This is a genomic window from Sphingomonas sp. (genome assembly GCF_965200135.1).
Lineage (GTDB): Bacteria > Pseudomonadota > Alphaproteobacteria > Sphingomonadales > Sphingomonadaceae > Sphingomonas.
In genome coordinates this window covers 477,502-494,385 of sequence record NZ_CBDATK010000006.1, presented here as the reverse complement: position 1 = coordinate 494,385, position 16,884 = coordinate 477,502, and the positions used below count along the sequence as shown (strand labels likewise).

General features: G+C 71.6%; 12 protein-coding genes. 9 read left to right on the top strand and 3 right to left on the bottom strand.

Annotation, left to right across the window (positions count from 1 at the left end; translation table 11 throughout):
• Positions 1-3: 3 nt before the first annotated feature.
• Complete coding sequence (locus tag ACOFKS_RS07145; RefSeq protein ID WP_419808545.1) at positions 4-1,002, bottom strand: 2-hydroxyacid dehydrogenase; 999 nt, start codon at positions 1,000-1,002, stop codon at positions 4-6.
• A 127-nt stretch (positions 1,003-1,129) separates the two neighbouring features.
• Here ACOFKS_RS07145 and ACOFKS_RS07140 point away from each other — a divergent pair, with 127 nt between their 5' ends.
• On the top strand, positions 1,130-1,609 hold the full coding sequence (locus ACOFKS_RS07140) for an SH3 domain-containing protein (RefSeq protein ID WP_419808544.1): 480 nt from the start codon (positions 1,130-1,132) through the stop codon (positions 1,607-1,609).
• Between the two features lie 53 nt (positions 1,610-1,662).
• Here the strand turns inward: ACOFKS_RS07140 and ACOFKS_RS07135 are convergent, their stop codons facing one another.
• Positions 1,663-2,238: a hypothetical protein gene (locus ACOFKS_RS07135; RefSeq protein WP_419808543.1), complete on the bottom strand. Its 576-nt coding sequence runs from the start codon at positions 2,236-2,238 to the stop codon at positions 1,663-1,665.
• A gap of 104 nt (positions 2,239-2,342) precedes the next feature.
• On the opposite strand from ACOFKS_RS07135, the gene ACOFKS_RS07130 reads away from it, so the two are divergent.
• Both ACOFKS_RS07130 and ACOFKS_RS07125 read left to right on the top strand, forming a co-directional pair.
• Positions 2,343-3,011, top strand: coding sequence for a response regulator (locus ACOFKS_RS07130; RefSeq protein WP_419808542.1), 669 nt, complete (start codon positions 2,343-2,345; stop codon positions 3,009-3,011).
• A complete protein-coding gene (locus ACOFKS_RS07125; protein ID WP_419808541.1) occupies positions 3,008-4,408 on the top strand; it encodes a sensor histidine kinase in 1,401 nt (466 codons plus the stop codon). Before ACOFKS_RS07130 ends, ACOFKS_RS07125 begins: the two co-directional genes overlap by 4 nt.
• Positions 4,409-4,518: 110 nt before the next feature.
• On the opposite strand, the gene ACOFKS_RS07120 is transcribed toward ACOFKS_RS07125, so the two are convergent.
• Positions 4,519-5,712, bottom strand: a complete 1,194-nt coding sequence (locus ACOFKS_RS07120) for an acetyl-CoA C-acyltransferase (protein WP_419808540.1) — start codon at positions 5,710-5,712, stop codon at positions 4,519-4,521.
• 390 nt (positions 5,713-6,102) lie between these two features.
• Here ACOFKS_RS07120 and ACOFKS_RS07115 point away from each other — a divergent pair, with 390 nt between their 5' ends.
• The 6 genes from ACOFKS_RS07115 (at position 6,103) to ACOFKS_RS07090 (ending at position 16,805) form a co-directional block, all read left to right on the top strand.
• On the top strand, positions 6,103-6,858 hold the full coding sequence (locus tag ACOFKS_RS07115) for a prepilin peptidase (protein WP_419808539.1): 756 nt from the start codon (positions 6,103-6,105) through the stop codon (positions 6,856-6,858).
• Positions 6,855-7,262: a hypothetical protein gene (locus ACOFKS_RS07110; protein ID WP_419808538.1), complete on the top strand. Its 408-nt coding sequence runs from the start codon at positions 6,855-6,857 to the stop codon at positions 7,260-7,262. Before ACOFKS_RS07115 ends, ACOFKS_RS07110 begins: the two co-directional genes overlap by 4 nt.
• A complete protein-coding gene (locus ACOFKS_RS07105) occupies positions 7,262-8,692 on the top strand; it encodes a coniferyl aldehyde dehydrogenase (protein ID WP_419808537.1) in 1,431 nt (476 codons plus the stop codon). Before ACOFKS_RS07110 ends, ACOFKS_RS07105 begins: the two co-directional genes overlap by 1 nt.
• A gap of 137 nt (positions 8,693-8,829) precedes the next feature.
• Positions 8,830-10,917: an autotransporter assembly complex protein TamA gene (locus ACOFKS_RS07100; RefSeq protein ID WP_419808723.1), complete on the top strand. Its 2,088-nt coding sequence runs from the start codon at positions 8,830-8,832 to the stop codon at positions 10,915-10,917.
• The gene (locus ACOFKS_RS07095) at positions 10,917-15,194 is read left to right on the top strand and encodes a translocation/assembly module TamB domain-containing protein (RefSeq protein ID WP_419808536.1); all 4,278 of its coding nucleotides are present in this window, start codon (positions 10,917-10,919) and stop codon (positions 15,192-15,194) included. Before ACOFKS_RS07100 ends, ACOFKS_RS07095 begins: the two co-directional genes overlap by 1 nt.
• A 138-nt stretch (positions 15,195-15,332) precedes the next feature.
• The gene (locus ACOFKS_RS07090; protein ID WP_419808535.1) at positions 15,333-16,805 is read left to right on the top strand and encodes a flavin-containing monooxygenase; all 1,473 of its coding nucleotides are present in this window, start codon (positions 15,333-15,335) and stop codon (positions 16,803-16,805) included.
• The last annotated feature ends 79 nt before the right edge of the window (positions 16,806-16,884 follow it).

Genomic DNA, 16,884 nt, shown 5'->3' with positions numbered 1-16,884 from the left:
GGCTCAGGCCCAGCCTTCCAGCACCTGGTCGGGCGGGCGGTGGCCGTCGGCCCACATGCGGATGTTCTGGATCACCCGCTCGCCGGTCGCCAGCCGGCCCTCGAACGTCGCCGAGCCCATGTGCGGCGTCATCACCACGTTGGGCAGCGCCAGCAGGCGGGGGTCGATCACGGGCTCGTGCCGCCAGACGTCCAGCCCCGCGCCCGCGATCCGTCCCGCCTGCAACGCCGCGACCAGCGCGTCCTCGTCCAGGATGCCGCCCCGGCTGGTGTTGATGAGATGGACGTGCGGCCGCAGCAGCGCCAGCCGCCGCGCGTCGAGCAGGTTCTCGCTGTCGGCGTTGCGCGGCGTGTGCAGCGAGAGGATGTCGATCGCGGGCAGCATCGCGTCGAGATCGGCGTGGAAGGTCGCGCCCAGCTGCGCCTCCAGCACGTCGGGCAGGCGGTGGCGGTTGTGATAGTGGATCGACAGTCCGAACGCGCGCGCGCGTCGCGCCACCGCCTGGCCGATCCGCCCCATGCCGACGATGCCCAGCGCCTTGCCGCCGATGCGATGCCCCAGCATCCCGCCCGGCGACCAGCCCTTCCACGTTCCCGACCGGACCAGCTTCTCGCCCTCCGCCAGCCGGCGCGGGACCGAGACGATCAGCGCCATCGTCAGGTCGGCGGTGTCCTCCGTCAGCACGCCCGGCGTGTTGGTGACGATGATCCCGCGCGCGCGCGCCGCCTTAAGATCGATATGGTTCACGCCCGCGCCGAAATTGGCGATCAGCTTCAGGCGCGGGCCGGCGGCGGCGATCAGCGCGGCGTCGACCGGGTCGGTGACGGTCGGGACCAGCACGTCGCATGTCGCGACCGACGCGGCGAGCGCGGCGGCGTCCATCGCGTGGTCGTCGCGGTTGAGCGTCGCGTCGAACAGCGCCGCCATCCGGTCCATCACCACGTCGGGCAGCTCGCGGGTGACGACCACGGTCGGGTGGGGGCAGCGGCGCGTGTCGGTCATGGGGGGCGGAGTGGCCCGCGCCGCCTCGGGCGTCAACGCCGACCTGCCTTGATCGTTGAACGACCGGCTCCCTTTGGCCGTTGAACGGCGGGCCGGGCACGGTAGGGTGGCGGCAGGAGGATACCCTATGCACCGTTCAGTCGCGTTCGCCGGGTTGGCGTTGCTCGCCGCCCCGGTCGCGGCCGTCGACGCCCCGGCCAAGCCGCCCTATTGGGCGTCGATCCGGGCGGGGCAGGCGCGGATGCGGACGGGGCCGGCGCGCACCTATCCCGCCAGCTGGCTGTATCGCCGGGCCGACCTGCCGGTCCGCGTCGTCGCGACGTTCAAGGAGTGGCGCAAGGTCGAGGACCCCGACGGCACGTCGGGGTGGATGCAGGACAATCTGCTCAGCATGACGCGCACCGCGATCGTTCGTGGCACCCAGCCCGTGCCGATGCTGGAGCGCCCCGCGGAGGGCGCGCGGCTGCGCTGGCGCGCTGCGCCGGGCGTGGTCGGCCAGATCAGCGGCTGCGCCGGCGGCTGGTGCCGCCTGGACGTGAAGGGCCGCGCGGCGTTCGTCGCGGTCGGCGCGCTGTGGGGCGTCGACCCCGGCGAGACGCTGCCCTGACCATGGGGCGTTGAATGCGGGTGGCCGGACCATCGCAGGCCCGGCCGGTCGCCTCAGTTCGCCGCAGGCTGCGCCGTGGGTTGCTGCGCCGAGCATGACTGCGCCGAGGCGGGCTGCGCCACGGGCGGCGGCGGGGGCGCGTCATCGCGCGGCCCGCGATCGTCGCGCGGCCCGTCGCGGGGCCCGTCGCGACCCGGTCCGCCCGGTCCGTGCGGGCGACCCATCGGCCCCAGCGCGTGGACCTTCCCGTCCGCGCCGACCAGATAGGCGGCGTGGATGAAGCCGTGCTCGAACCGGCCCTGCGCGGTCACGGTCTCGCCCAGGCGGACAAGCCCGCTGTCCTCGCCCTCGCGGCCGAGATCTACCAGCGCGCGGCCGCTCGAATCCTGCACGACCAGCTTGTTGCCGAACAGCTCCACCGCCCGGCCGCGCACCGTGACGATGCCGTCCGACAGCGTGCGGATCGCGACGGGGGTGGCGGGCGCCATCGTCGTTTGCGGCCGCACCACCTCCGTCACGACCGCACCTGCCGCGACGCCGCCGCCGAGCAGCGCCAGCGCGATCAGCGCGGTGCGCGGGTGGAACCGGCGGGGCGGGGCGGCGGGCGGGGTGGGATTATTGTCGGTCATGTCGCTTCTCCTTGGTGGAAGCCGCCTTCTACCCGCCCGCCGCCGACCCCCGCTGAACCGCGCGGTTCAGCTTCGGTTGGGGTGATCGGGGTAGGCCGCCGGGGATGAGGATCTTGGTGGTCGAGGATGATGCGACGCTGGCCGACGCACTGGCGAGGGCGCTGCGGGCGGAGCGGTTCGCGGTGGACGTCGCGCGCGACGGCATCGACGGCGGGCATCTGGGCAGCACCGAGCGGTACGATGCGGCGGTGCTCGACCTTGGGCTGCCCGGCCGCGACGGCGTGTCGGTGCTGCGCGGCTGGCGCGAGGAGGGGCGCGACCTGCCGGTGCTGATCCTGACCGCGCGCGACGGCTGGTCGGACAAGGTCGCAGGGTTCAAGGCGGGCGCCGACGATTACCTGACCAAGCCGTTCCGCACCGACGAGGTGGTGCTCCGCCTGCGCGCGCTGATCCGCCGCGCCGCCGGCCACGCCGCCGCGCGGGTGACGTGCGGCGCGCTCGCCTATGACACGCAGCTCGGCAGCTTCGAACTCGACGGCCTGCCGCTCAGGCTCACCGCGCTGGAATGGCGGGTGCTGACCCAGCTGATGCTGCGGCGCGAGGCGGTGATCGAACGGCTCGATCTGATCGAGCGGGTCTATGAGGGCGACGCCGATGTCGACTCCAACTCGGTCGAGGTGATCGTCGGCCGGCTGCGGCGCAAGATCGGCGCGGCGATGATCGAGACGGTGCGCGGCCACGGCTATCGGCTGACCGCGGGCAGCGCGGCGTGAGGGTGCTGCCGCGCTCGATCTTCGGGCGGCTGCTGGCGCTGGCGCTGCTCGCGACGGCGGCGGCGCTGGCGGTGGCGGGGGTGGCGATCGGCGGCGTACTGGAACGGTTCGTTACCCACACGCTGGACGATCGCCTGACCGACAAGTTGAGCGCGCTGTCGGGGGCGGTGCGGAAGGACGGGAGCCTCGACCCGGCCTACCTCGCCCGCTTCGACACGCTGTCGGCCCGCGACGCGGACTGGCGGGTCGAGGCGCCGGGCGGCACCGTCGGCTCGGCGATGATCGACGGACAATGGAAGACCAGCTTCGGCGAGGACCAGCGGATCGGGCCGATCGAGCGCTACGTCAGGCGCGGGCCGCGCCACGGGCCGGGCGAGGCGTCATTGCCGCCGGACGGGCGGCTGGCGGCGCAACCGTTCGACGGCCGCCTGCGCGACGGCGAGCGGGTCCACGGCTTGTGGCAGAACGTGCCCACCGATCGCGGCCCGGCGCGGGTCGCGGTGGCGGTGTCGCGCGACGTCATCGACCGACCGCTGCGCGAGGCGCTGGTGCCGCTCGCGCTGTCGCTGGCCGCACTGGCGGTGGCGCTGGCGGTCGCGGCGGCGGTGCAGCTGCGCGTCGGATTGCGCCCGCTCGGCGATCTGCAGCGGTCGCTGGCGGCGGTGCGCGCGGGCCGCCTGGCGCGGGTGCCGGTCGATCAGCCCCGCGAGCTGCAACCCTTCGCGACCGAACTCAACGCGCTGCTCGATCAGAACGAGGCCGGGCTGGCACGCGCGCGCGGCCACGTCGCCAACCTCGCGCACGGGCTGAAGACGCCGCTCGCCGCGCTGATCGTGCGGCTGGAAGAGCCCGGCCGCGACCCGGACGGCGCCTTGCGCGCGTTAGCGGAGGGTGCGGCGGCACGAGTCCGGCACCATCTCGGCCGCGCACGGGCGGCGGCGCCGGGCGCGGGCGCGCGAGCACGGGTGGCGCTGGCGCCGGTGGTCGACGACCTGCTGGCGGTGCTCGCGCGCGTCCACGCGGAGCGCGCGATCGCGGCGGAAGCCAACCTGGCCGGGCTGGCGGTCGCGGCCGACGCGGAGGATGTGGCCGAGATGCTCGGCAACCTGCTCGACAACGCCTGGCGCCATGCCGCGACGCGGGTGCGGGTGACGGCGACGCCGCTGGACGGCGCGGTCGCGGTCACGATCGAGGACGACGGACGGGGACTGTCGACGGCGGCACTGGCCGAGGCGCTGCTGCCCGGCCGCCGCCTGGACGAGCGCGGCGACGGCCACGGCTTCGGCCTGCCGATCGCGCGCGAGCTGGCGGAGCTGGCGGGCGGCGGTCTGGCGCTGGCGCGGTCGGCGACGTTGGGTGGGGTCGCGGCGACGCTGACGCTGCCGGGAACGACCTGAACCGAGCGGGTCACGGGCAAAGCCCGTGACGTCGAAGCTCGACTAACGCCGAGCCCGGCCGGCCTTGCGCGTCTCGCGCGCAGCGGTGCTGCGCGCGTGCGCTTGCGGCGTCAAACGAGTTCCACCGCCAGCGCCGTCGCCTCGCCGCCGCCGATGCACAGCGAGGCGATGCCCTTCCTGCCGCCCGTATTCTGCAACGCCGCGATCAGCGTCGCGACGATCCGCGCGCCCGACGCCCCGATCGGATGGCCCAGCGCGGTCGCGCCGCCGTTGACGTTGACCTTGGCGTGGTCGACGCCCAGATCCTTCATCCACGCCATCGGCACGCAGGCGAACGCCTCGTTGATCTCGTACAGGTCGACCTCGTTCGCGTCCCAGCCGGTCTTCGCCAGCAACTTGCGGACCGCGCCGACCGGGGCGGTGGTGAACTTCGCCGGCTCTTGTGCGTGCGCGGCATGGCCGACGATGCGCGCCACGGGGGTCAAGCCATGCGCGTCCGCGACCGACTGGCGGGTCAGCACCAGCGCGGCGGCGCCGTCGGAGATCGACGAGCTGGTCGCGGCGGTGATCGTCCCGTCCTTGGCGAACGCGGCCTTGAGCGCGCGCACCTTGTCCGGGTCGCCGCGCGCGGGCTGTTCGTCGACCGCGACGACGGTGTCGCCCTTGCGGCCCTTGACCGTCACGCCGACGATCTCGCGGTCGAACGCCCCCGACTTCTGCGCAGCGACCGCGCGCGCCAGCGACTCGATCGCGTAGTCGTCCTGCGTCTCGCGGGTGAACTGATAGTCGCGCGACGTGTCCTCGGCGAAGGTGCCCATCGATCGGCCCTGCTCATAGGCGTCCTCCAGTCCGTCGAGCATCATGTGGTCGAAGGCGGTGTCGTGACCGATCCGCGCGCCCGAGCGCATCTTCTTGAGCAGATAGGGCGCGTTCGACATCGACTCCATCCCGCCCGCGACGATCACGTCGGCGGAACCCGCGGCGAGCATGTCGGCGGCGAAGATCGCGGCTTGCATACCCGATCCGCAGACCTTGTTGACGGTGGTCGCCTCGACCGAGGTCGGCAGCCCCGCGCCGATCGCCGCCTGCCGCGCGGGTGCCTGGCCGAGCCCGGCGGGCAGGACGCAGCCCATGAAGATCTTGTCGACCTGGTCCGGGGACACGCCCGCGCGCTCCACCGCCGCCTTCACCGCCGTCGCGCCCAGCTCGGTCGCCGACGCGCCCGCGAGCGCCCCCTGGAACGCGCCCATCGGGGTGCGGGCATAGGAAAGGATGACGACGGGATCGGTGGGTGTGCTGGCCATGGCTGCTGTCCTGCGGAGTTTTGCTGCGGTGCATCTAAGAGGCGGGCGGGGAGTCTGCAAATCCTCCCCGCGAGCGGGGGAGGAAGGGGACGGCTCGCCCAGTCCTCCCCGCTCGCGGGGAGGTGGCAGCCCGAAGGGCTGATGGAGGGGGTTCTCCGCAAGCGACCCGCCGGCGGCCCGCCCCCTCCGACCCGCGCTCCGCGCGTGCCACCTCCCCGTGCCGGGGAGGAATAGGTAGGCTTCGAATCCTCCCCGCTCGCGGGGAGGTGGCAGCCCGCAGGGCTGCCGGAGGGGGATCTCCGCAAGCAACCCGCCGGCGGCCCGCCCCCTCCGACCCGCGTTCCGCGCGTGCCACCTCCCCGTGCCGGGGAGGATTGAGTAGAGTGCCCCGTGCTCTACCCCATTCTCCTCGGCATCCTCGGCGCGATCCTCGGCAGCTTCATCGCCACGCTCGTCCTGCGCTGGCCGGCGGGGCGTACGGTCGGCGGTCGTTCCGCATGCGACGGCTGCGGCCGCCCGCTCGGCGCGGCGGAGCTGGTGCCGCTCGTCAGCGCGGCGCTGCTGCGCGGGCGGTGCCGGACCTGCCGAACCGCGATCGCGCCGCTGCACTGGCAGGTCGAGGCGGCGGCGGCCGCGATCGGCGCGCTGTCGGGATGGCTCGCGCCGAGCGCCGCAGGCATCGCCGGGGCGGTGTTCGGATGGTTGTTGCTGACGCTGGCGCTGCTCGACCTCCGCGCATGGTGGTTGCCCGACATCCTGACCGGATCGCTGGCCGTCACCGGCGTCGCGAGCGGTCTCGCCGGCCTCGGACCGCCGCTGCCCGACCGCGTGATCGGCGGCGTGGCGGGGTTCGCGCTGCTGTGGCTGGTCGGCTGGGGCTATCGCCGCACGCGGGGTCGCGAGGGGATGGGCGGTGGCGATCCCAAGCTGTTCGGCGGCATCGGGCTGTGGCTCGGCTGGACGATGCTGCCGCCGGTGCTGCTCGTCGCCAGCCTGTGCGGGCTCGGCGTGGTGCTCGCCGCGCGGCTGACCGGGCGACCGATGATCCGCACCGACGCGCTGCCGCTCGGCGCGCTGCTGGCGGCGGCGGCCTGGCCGGCCTGGGCTTTGATGGCGGACGCGGGGATGATAGGCATCGCGCCGTGATCGCGCTGCTCCTTCTCCAGACCACGCTCGGCGCGCTGCCGCGTCAGACGCTGCCGCCGTCCGGTTGCGCGGCGTTCCTGTGGAGCCGCGCCGACACGCCGCAGCTGGTGGCGATGATGCGCGCGGAGCCGGCCCAGCTCCGCGTCAGCCTCGACGGCAAGCCCACCGACCTGCCGCGCGTGGCGGCGGAGGGCGCGACGGCGAAGGGGCTCGCCGCCACCTCGCGTTATGAAGGGGGCGGCACGGTCGCGACTCTGGAGCTGAACGCGGTCGAGCGCCCCGACCTCGCCGACGGCGCGCTGGTGCAGGAGGCGACGTTGACGGTGACGCGGGCGGGGGCGGATACGGTAGTAACGGCGCTGGGCGGGCTGGTCGGCTGCGCGCCGGCAAACGGGGGACGTTGATGGACATGACCGCCACGCTGGCCGCGCAGCGCGCCGCCTTTACCGCCGAACTGCCGGTGTCGCTCGACACCCGGCGGGACCGATTGAAACGCGCACGCGCGCTGGTGGCGGACAACGCCGCGCGCTTCTGCGACGCGCTGTCCGAGGATTTCGGCCACCGTAGCCGCGAACAGTCGATGCTGACCGACATCGCCGGCTCGACGGGGCCGATCGATCACGCGCTCAAGCACATGGCCGGCTGGGCGAAGCGCGAGAAGCGCTCGGTGCAGTTTCCGCTCGGCCTGCTCGGTGCGCGGGCGTGGGTGGAATATCAGCCCAAGGGCGTGGTCGGCGTGATTGCGCCGTGGAACTTCCCGATCAACCTGGTGATGGGGCCGGTCGCGGGCGCGTTCGCGGCGGGCAACCGGGTGATGGTCAAGACGTCGGAGTTCACCCCCGTCGTCGCCGCGCTGTTCGAGGAGCTGGCGCCCAAATACTTCGCGGCCGAGGAGCTGGCGTTCTTCGGCGGCGGGCCCGACGTCGGCAAGGCGTTCGCGGAGCTGCCGTTCGACCACCTGCTCTTCACCGGCGCCACCGGGATCGGGCGGCACATCCTCCACGCCGCCGCCGACAACCTGACGCCGGTGACGCTGGAGCTGGGCGGGAAGTCGCCGGTGATCCTGGGCGCGGGCGCGGACCTGAAGCAGGCGGGCGAGCGGATCGCGATGGGCAAGATGCTCAACGCCGGCCAGATCTGCCTCGCCCCGGACTATGTCCTGGCCCCGGCCGCGCAGGAGGCGGCGATCGTCGACAGCCTGAAGACGGCCGCGACCGCGATGTACCCGTCGCTGCTCGCCAATCCCGACTACACCGCCGTCATCAACGACCGCCATCACCAGCGGCTGACCGACTGGATCGAGGATGCCCGCGCGAAGGGGGCGACGGTCGAGGTCGTCAATCCCGCCGGCGAGGATTTCGGCGCGTCGAACAGCCGCAAGATGCCGCTGCACATCGTCCGCGACGTGACCGACGACATGACGCTGATGCAGGAGGAGATCTTCGGTCCCGTGCTGCCGATCGTCCGCTATGACGGCATCGACGACGCGATCGGGCAGGTGAACCGGCGCGACCGGCCGCTGGGGCTGTATTATTTCGGGCCGGACGGCGACGAGCGGCGGCGCGTGCTCGACCGGACGATCTCGGGCGGGGTGACGCTGGACGACGTCGTCTTCCACGTCTCGATGGAGGACCTGCCGTTCGGCGGCGTCGGGCCGTCCGGCATGGGCAGCTATCACGGCCGCGACGGCTTCCGCACCTTCAGCCACGCGCGCGCGGTGTTCAGGCAGGCGAAGCTCGACGTGGCGAAGCTCGCCGGGCTGAAGCCGCCCTACGGGGATAAATTGCGTCGCACCGTCGCGAAACAGATCGGCATTAGGGAGCCAAGCGCCTGATAAGGTGTAGCGTGTGAAGGGGTAAGCCGTATAAGGCGTCCACTCGCGAAGGGGTGTTGGTGCGCGTTCAGGTTCTACAACGACGGCATTATTGGCTGGGGCTGGCGCTCGTGTTGACGCAGCCGGCGTTGGCGCAGCTGTCGAAGCCCGGCACCGCGCCTGCGCGCGGTCCGTCGACGCCCGAGCCGACGCCGACGCCCGCTGACGCGATCCAGGGAGAGGGGCCGATCGTCCCCGACGCCGAGTTCAATGCCGCGCTGCCGCCGCTGTCCGGCGACATCAACGCGCCGCTGGAGCCGATGCCCTCGGCGAGCGCGACCCCGCTGCCCACCGCGACGCCGCAGGCTCCCGTCGCGGTCGGCGACGCGCTGCCGCCCGTCACGCCGGAAGACCCGCAGCTCGCCGCGCCGCTGGCGCCGCTCGCCGGCTTCGACACCGCCCCGCTGGAGACCGCCGCCGACCTTGCGGGCAAGAACGCGCCGCAGGTCCGCTACGATACCGAGATCGTCGGGCTCAAGGACGTCGGGCTGGAGGCGCAGTGGAAGAGCCTGTCGGCGCTGCGCGACGGCGGCGGCAAGGCCGCCAACGGCGTTCAGGTCCAGGCGCGCGCCACCGAGGACGAGGCGCTGGCGATCCGGCTGCTCAAGAGCCTAGGCTATTACGACGCCAGCGCGGTTTCCGCGGTCGAGGGCAACCCGCCGACGCCGGGCACGCCCGTCCGCTACATCGCGCGCGTCACCGCGACGCCGGGACGGCTCTACACGCTGTCGTCGATCACGTTGCAGGCCGGGCCGGTGACGCCGCCAGACCTGCTCACCCGCAATTTCGCGTTGAAGGTCGGCGACCCGATCGACGCGGCGCGGGTGCAGGGCGCGGAGGCGAACCTCCAGCTGATCGCGCCGCAGAACGGCTATCCTTTCCTGACGGTGGGTCAGCGCGACATCCTGCTGGAGGATCAGTCGGACAAGCCGGTCGGCGCCTACACGCTGCCGATCGATACCGGCCCCCGCGCCAGCTTCGGCCAGCTCCGCACCGAGGGCGATCCGGTGTTCGGGCTCGACCACCTCAACGTCTTCCCGCGCTTCGATCAGGGCCAGCTCTACGACAACCGCCTGACCGACGACCTGCGCGACGCGCTGGTCGCGACCGGCCTGTTCTCGACGCTCGCGGTCGAGCCGCAGCGGACCGGCCGGATCAACCCGGACGGCACCGAAGCCGTCGACCTGCTCGTCCGCCAGACCAAGGGCCCGCCGCGCTCGCTCGGCGGCTCGGCCGGCTATTCGACCGGGCAGGGCTTTCGGATCGAGGGCACCTATACCCACCGCAACCTGTTCCCGCCCGAAGGCGCGCTGATCGCCAGCGTCGTCGCGGGGACGCAGGAGCAGGGCGTGTCGGGCACCTTCCGCCGCTCCAACGCGGGCCGCCGCGACCGCACCTTTACCACCGTCGCCGCGATCAACCGCTCCAACTACGACGCCTTCAACGCCTTCACCGGGACGCTGTCGGCGCGGTGGAGCTATGATTCGACGCCGATCTGGCAGAAGCGGATCACCTATTCCTATGGCGGCGAGCTGATCGGGACGAACGAGAGCGTCTACAGCTTCAGCGAGGGCGAGCGGACGCGCCGCACCTACGGCATCGCGGCGCTGCCGGGGCAGATCCAGTGGGACACGTCTGACGACCTCCTGAATCCGACGCGCGGCTACCGCCTGAAGCTCAACGTCAGCCCGGAGGGCGCGGTCAACGGCGGCATCCGGCCCTATGCGCGCACGATGGCGGAGGGCACGATCTATCGCCCGATCGGCCAGAGCCTGGTGCTCGCGGGCCGGGCGCGGGCGGGCGCGATCTTCGGGATCGATCGCGACGACCTGGCGCCGTCGCGGCGCTATTACGGCGGCGGCGGCGGGTCGGTGCGCGGCTATGGCTATCAGCGGCTCGGGCCGTTCGACCCCAACGGCGATCCGATCGGCGGCCGCAGCCTGGTCGAGTTCGCGGCGGAGGCGCGGTATCGCTTCGGCAATTTCGGGATCGTGCCGTTCGTCGACGCAGGCAACAGCTATGAGGGCATCGTGCCCAAGCCGTCGAACCTGCGGCTGGGCGCGGGCATCGGCGGGCGTTTCTACACCAATTTCGGGCCGTTCCGGATCGACGCCGCGACGCCGCTGAACCCGCGCAAGGGCGACGGCAAGCTCGCGCTCTACATCTCGATCGGGCAGGCGTTCTGATGGCCGAGCCGGATTTCGATGGCCCGGAGTTCGATGGCCCGGAGTTCGATGGCGAGGCCGTGGTCGCCGCGAAGCGCCCGCTGTGGCAGCGCATCCTGAAATGGATCGGGATCGCGATCGCCTCGATCGTGATCCTGCTGCTGCTCGTCGTGTTCGGGATCAACACCGATCCGGGCCGGCGGTTCGTGGCGGATCAGCTCGGCGGCTACACCACCGCGTCGGGGCTCAACATCAAGGTCGGGCGGATCGACGGCTCGCTGTATGGCCGCATGACGCTGTCCGACGTGCGCGTGTCCGATCCCAAGGGCGTGTTCCTGACGTCGCCGCGCCTCGCGGTCGACTGGCGCCCGTTCGCGTTCGTCCGCAACCATGTCGACGTCCGCAGCCTCGACACCGCGCTGGTGACGTTGCAGCGGCGGCCCGCGCTCACGCCGTCGACGGAGCCGGTCGACCCCAACGCGCCGACGCTGCCCGACCTCGACATCGACGTGAACAAGCTGACGATCGGCCGCTTCGTGATCGCCGCGCCGGTGACCGGGCAGACGCATATCGTCCGGATCGACGGGCAGACGCATATCGCCGACCGCCGCGCGCAGCTGACCGTCGATGCGGGCGCGTTGCGCGCACGCGGCGTCGCGGGCGGCGACACGCTGCACCTCGTGCTCGACGCGGTGCCCGACGACAACAAGCTCGACATCGACGCGAAGCTGATCGCGCCCGCCGGTGGCGTGGTGGCGACGATGGGCGGGCTGACGCAGCCGCTGACCGCGACCGTCGCGGGCAAGGGCAGCTGGGCCAGCTGGACCGGCCGCGCGCTTGCGACGCTGGGCGGCGGACAGCTCGCCGACCTCGCGGTCACCGCGCGGGCGGGGCACATCCAGGTGCGCGGGCCGACGCGGCCCGGCCTCTACCTCGCCGGGCCGGTGGAGCGGCTGACCTCGCCGCAACTCGACGTCGCGATCGACGCGACGCTGGCCGAGCGCAAGGCCGACACGCGGATCAAGCTGACGTCGAGCGCGCTGGCGGTGGACGCGGGCGGCATGCTCGATCTCGCCAACAGCCGGTTCGGCAATTTCGCGGTCGACGCGCGGCTGCTGACGCCGGGCGCGATCCTGCCCAATCTGTCGGGCCGCGACGTGGTCGCGCGTGTCGTGCTCGACGGCGCGTTCGCGACGCCGACCGTCAACTACAAGGTCCAGGCGGCACGCATCGCGTTCGGTGAGATGGGCGTCGAACAGCTCTATGCCGAAGGGCTGGCGCGGGTGAACGCGGACCGCATCCTGGTGCCGGTCGCGGCGCGGGCGCGGCGCGTCACCGGGCTCAACGCCGCGGTCGGCGGGCTCGCCAACAACGTCCGCATTGACGGCGACTTCGCGATCTCGATGCCCAACATCCTGTCGGACAACCTCAAGATCCGCTCCGACAACATCGATGCGACCGCGATCGTCGTCGCCAACGTCCAGACCGGCCGCTACACCGGCGCGCTCAAGGGGCGGATCGACAATTATCGCGTCGAGAGCATCGGCATCATCGACCTGACCACCGACGCGAAGCTGGTGCCCGGTCCCAATGGCGGCTTCGGCATCGTCGGCCGCGTCGTCGCGAAGACGCAGCAGCTGTTCAACCCCGGCGTCCGCACCTTCCTGGGCGGCAACGCGGTGGTGCGCGCCGACATCGGCTATTCGCCCGAAGGCGTCGTGACCTTCAGCGGCCTGCGGATGAACGCGCCCCAGTTCCGCGTCACGCGCGGGCAGGGGCGGTTCGACCCGGCGACGGGCGCGGTGGCGGTGGAGGCGGACGCCTATTCCGCGCAATACGGCCCGGTGCTGGCGCGCGTGGCGGGCACCGCGACCGCGCCGATCATCAGCATCCGCGCGACGCGACCGGGGCTGGGCGTCGGCCTCGCCAACGTCAACGCACGCATCGTCGGGCGCGGCGGCGCGTATCAGGTCAACGCCAGCGGCGGCACCAATTACGGCCCGTTCGTGGCCGACGTGCTGGTCACGCCGGGCGCGCAGCTGGCGGTCGACATCCGCCGGGTCGTCTTCGCGGGCATCGCCGCGACCGGCCGGGTCATGCAGACGGCGGCGGGGCCGTTCGCCGGCGCGGTGCGGTTCGCGGGGCAGGGGCTGTCCGGCCGCGTCCAGCTGGCGTCGCAGAGCGGCTATCAGCGCGCCGACGTGACCGCGCGCGCCGCCAACGCGACGGTGCCGGGGCTCGCCGACATCGCGATCGGCCGCGCGCTGATCGACGCGCATGTCGTCATGTTCCCCAACGCGCCGCAGATCGTCGCCGACGCGCAGCTAGCCGATACGCGCTACAACGGCGTCGTGATCCAGGCGGCGCGGGCGAAGGTGAACTATGTCGGTGGACGCGGCACCGCGCAGGCGCTGCTGACCGGGTCGTCGGGTGTGCCGTTCCGCGTCGCGATCAACGCGCAGCTCGCGCCGAACAATTACCTCGTCGCGGTGCAGGGGCAGGCGAACAGCATCCCGTTCCGCACCGCCAACCCGGCGCGGATCGTCGGCGAGCGGAGCGGCTATCGGCTGCAGCCGACCCGGATCGACTTCGGCGCCAATCGTCAGGGCACCGGCGGCGGCTCGGTCAGGGTGGCGGGCGCGTTCGGCGGTGGCGTCACCGCCGCGCAGGCGCGGCTCGACCGCCTCGACCTCTCGATCCTGTCCGCCTTCGCGCCGGGATTGGGGATCTCGGGCCAGGCGACCGGCAGCCTCGACTATCGTCAGGCGGGCACCGCGATCCCCGTCGCCGACGCGCGGCTGACGGTCGCGAACTTCCAGCGCTCGGGGCTGGCGGCGGTGTCGGAGCCGGTGGACATCGTCTTCGCCGGTCAGCTCGGCGCGGGCGGGGCGGAGGCGCGTGCGCTGGTGCGGCGCGGGCCGACCGTGGTCGGGCGGCTGCTCGCGACGATGCGGCCGCTGGGCGCCGGCGGCAGCTGGACGCAGCGGCTGCAGAACGCGCCGCTGGGCGGTGGCATCCGCTACAACGGCCCGTCGGCGGTGCTGTTCAGCCTCGCCGCGTTGCCCAAACAGTCGTTGCAGGGGCCGATCGCGGTGGCGGCGGACTTCTCCGGCCGGCTGGCCGCACCGCGCCTCAACGGCCTGATCCGCGCCGACAATCTGACCTACGACAACGAGACGTTCGGAACGCGACTGTCGCAGATGAAGATCGTGGGCCGCTTCACCAACGACCGGCTGGAGCTGACGCAGCTGACCGCGCGTGCCGGCGACGGCACCGTCCAGGCGAGCGGCTCGATCGGGCTGGCGGCGGATTCCGGATTCCCGATCGATTTCCGCGCGCAGCTCAACAACGCGCAGCTCGCGCGCAGCGACTCGCTGGAGGCGACGACCACCGGCACGATCCACTTCACCAACGGCAAGAACGGCGGGCTGATCGAGGGCGATCTCCAAATCCCCGAGGCGCGCTACGCCATCATCCGTCAGGGTGCCGCCGAAGTGCCGGAGCTGACCGGCGTCCGCCGCCGCAGCGAGATCCAGGCCGCGCGGTTCAGCGACCGGCCCGCTGCCGCCGCGCCGGTCGGGCTCATCCGCCTCAACCTCCACATCAGCGCGCCCAACCAGATCTTCGTGTCGGGCATGGGGCTGGACAGCGAGTGGCGGATGGACCTGCGGATCGGCGGCACGTCCGCCGCGCCGCAGATTTCCGGCGGTCTCGACATCGTCAAGGGCGCCTATTCGTTCGCGGGCAAGCGCTTCGACGTAACGCGCGGGCAGGTGCGGCTGCGCGGTGGGGCGCTCAGCGATCCGGCGATCGACATCGAGGCGACGACGACCACCAACGGCATTACCGCGATTATCGACATCACCGGCACCGGCCAGCGGCCGCGCATCACCTTCACGTCGACGCCGAACCTGCCGCAGGACGAAGTGCTCAGCCGACTGCTGTTCGGCACCAGCCCCGCCAACCTGTCCGCGACCGAGGCGATCCAGCTCGCCGCCGCGCTCAACTCGCTGCGTGGGTCGGGCGGCGGCGGGCTGAACCCGCTCGGCCGGCTGCGATCGGCGACCGGCTTCGACCGGCTGCGGATCGTCTCGGCGAACGAGACCGGCGGCAAGGGCTCGGCGCTGGCGGCGGGCAAGTACATCACCGACGATATCTATGTGGAGGTGGTGACCGACGCGCGCGGCTACACCGCCACGCAGCTGGAGATCGCGCTGACCAAGGCGCTTAGCCTGCTGACCTCGACCGGCTCGTTCGGCGGCTCCGACGTGCGACTGAAATACAGCAAGGACTATTGACCGCCGCGTCCGGAGACGCGCGTCAGGCATCGCTCACGCAAACTTACGTGTCCGTAACCTCACATCGCCGACGCCCGCGTGACGCCGCTTAGAAAACCGGGTATGGTCGCCGGCAGAGAATAAGCGGCGAGGATCGGCATGGCGGAGCATTACGACGTAGTGGTGGTGGGCGCCGGCATCTCCGGGGTCGGCACGGGTTACCACCTCCAGACCCGCTGCCCCGACCGCAGCTATGTCATCCTCGAAGCCCGCGCGGCGATGGGCGGGACTTGGGATCTGTTCCGCTACCCCGGCATCCGCTCGGACAGCGACATGCACACGCTGGGCTTCTCCTTCCATCCCTGGACCGCCGCCCGGGCGATCGCCGACGGCCCTTCGATCCGCGACTATGTGGTGGAGACGGCGCGCACCTACGGCATCGACCGGCACATCCGCTTCGGCGTCAAGGTGCTGTCGGCCAGCTGGTCCACCCCCGACGCGCGCTGGACCGTCGCGACCGAATGCGCCGGCGAACGTCAGGATTTCACCTGCAATTTCCTCAGCATGTGCTCGGGCTATTACAGCTACGACAAGGGCTACGCGCCGACGTTCGCGGGGTCGGAGGACTTCGCTGGTCGCATCGTCCATCCGCAATTCTGGCCCGAGGACCTGGATTATACGGGAAAGCGCGTCGTCGTGATCGGCTCGGGCGCGACCGCGGTGACGCTGGTGCCGGAAATGGCGAAGACCGCCGCAAGCGTCACGATGCTCCAGCGCTCGCCGACCTATGTCGTGTCCCGCCCGGCGGAGGACGCCTTCGCCAACCGCCTCCGCAAGCTGCTGCCCAGCAAGGCGGCCTATGGCCTGACCCGCTGGAAGAACGTGCTGCTCGGCATGTTCTTCTACCGCATGACCCGCAAGCGCCCCGAGGAGACCAAGGCGCGATTGCTAGGCATGGTACGCGAACACCTCGGCCCCGACTACGACATCGCAACCCACTTCACCCCCCGCTACAACCCCTGGGACCAGCGCCTGTGCCTAGTCCCCGACGCCGATCTGTTCACGGCGATCAAGGGCGGGCGGGCGGATGTGGTGACCGATACGATCGATACGTTCGTGCACGAAGGCATCAGACTTTCGTCGAACGAGGTGCTGCCTGCTGACGTGATCGTCACCGCGACCGGGCTGGAGCTGTCGCTGATGGGCGGCGTGCCGATGACCGTCGACGGCGAGCCGGTGAACCCCGCGAGCAAGCTTCAGTACAAGGGAATGATGTTCTCCGACGTCCCGAACATGGCCTTTACCTTTGGCTATACGAATGCCTCCTGGACGCTCAAAGCCGACTTGGTCGCCAAATATGTTTGCCGCTTGCTCAACACGATGAAGAGACGCGGCAAGCCGATCGCAACGCCACATAACGACGACCCCACCCTGCAAGAGGAGGCGTTCGTCAATTTTTCTTCGGGGTACATCCAGCGCTCCGCAGATCGCCTGCCCAAACAGGGTCATCGCAAGCCGTGGAAATTGAACCAGAACTACGCGCTCGACGTGATGGCGTTGAAGTTCGGGTCGGTGGACGATGCGATGATTTTTTCCGGCCGAGCGGCGTCTGCGGATCGGGTTGCGGCGTAGGGCCGATTGCCCGCACCGTAGCGCACATAAAGAAGCCGCCGCGGTTAGGCGGCGGCTTCGATCGGTCCGGTCGTCAATT

Bases quoted from the DNA above. Each gene is read 5' to 3' on its own strand.
- ACOFKS_RS07135 (WP_419808543.1), bottom strand. From the start codon at position 2,238: ATGACCGACAATAATCCCACCCCGCCCGCCGCCCCGCCCCGCCGGTTC.
- ACOFKS_RS07145 (WP_419808545.1), bottom strand. From the start codon at position 1,002: ATGACCGACACGCGCCGCTGCCCCCACCCGACCGTGGTCGTCACCCGC.
- ACOFKS_RS07095 (WP_419808536.1), top strand. From the start codon at position 10,917: ATGGCCGAGCCGGATTTCGATGGCCCGGAGTTCGATGGCCCGGAGTTC.
- ACOFKS_RS07140 (WP_419808544.1), top strand. From the start codon at position 1,130: ATGCACCGTTCAGTCGCGTTCGCCGGGTTGGCGTTGCTCGCCGCCCCG.
- ACOFKS_RS07090 (WP_419808535.1), top strand. From the start codon at position 15,333: ATGGCGGAGCATTACGACGTAGTGGTGGTGGGCGCCGGCATCTCCGGG.
- ACOFKS_RS07120 (WP_419808540.1), bottom strand. From the start codon at position 5,712: ATGGCCAGCACACCCACCGATCCCGTCGTCATCCTTTCCTATGCCCGC.
- ACOFKS_RS07105 (WP_419808537.1), top strand. From the start codon at position 7,262: ATGGACATGACCGCCACGCTGGCCGCGCAGCGCGCCGCCTTTACCGCC.
- ACOFKS_RS07130 (WP_419808542.1), top strand. From the start codon at position 2,343: ATGAGGATCTTGGTGGTCGAGGATGATGCGACGCTGGCCGACGCACTG.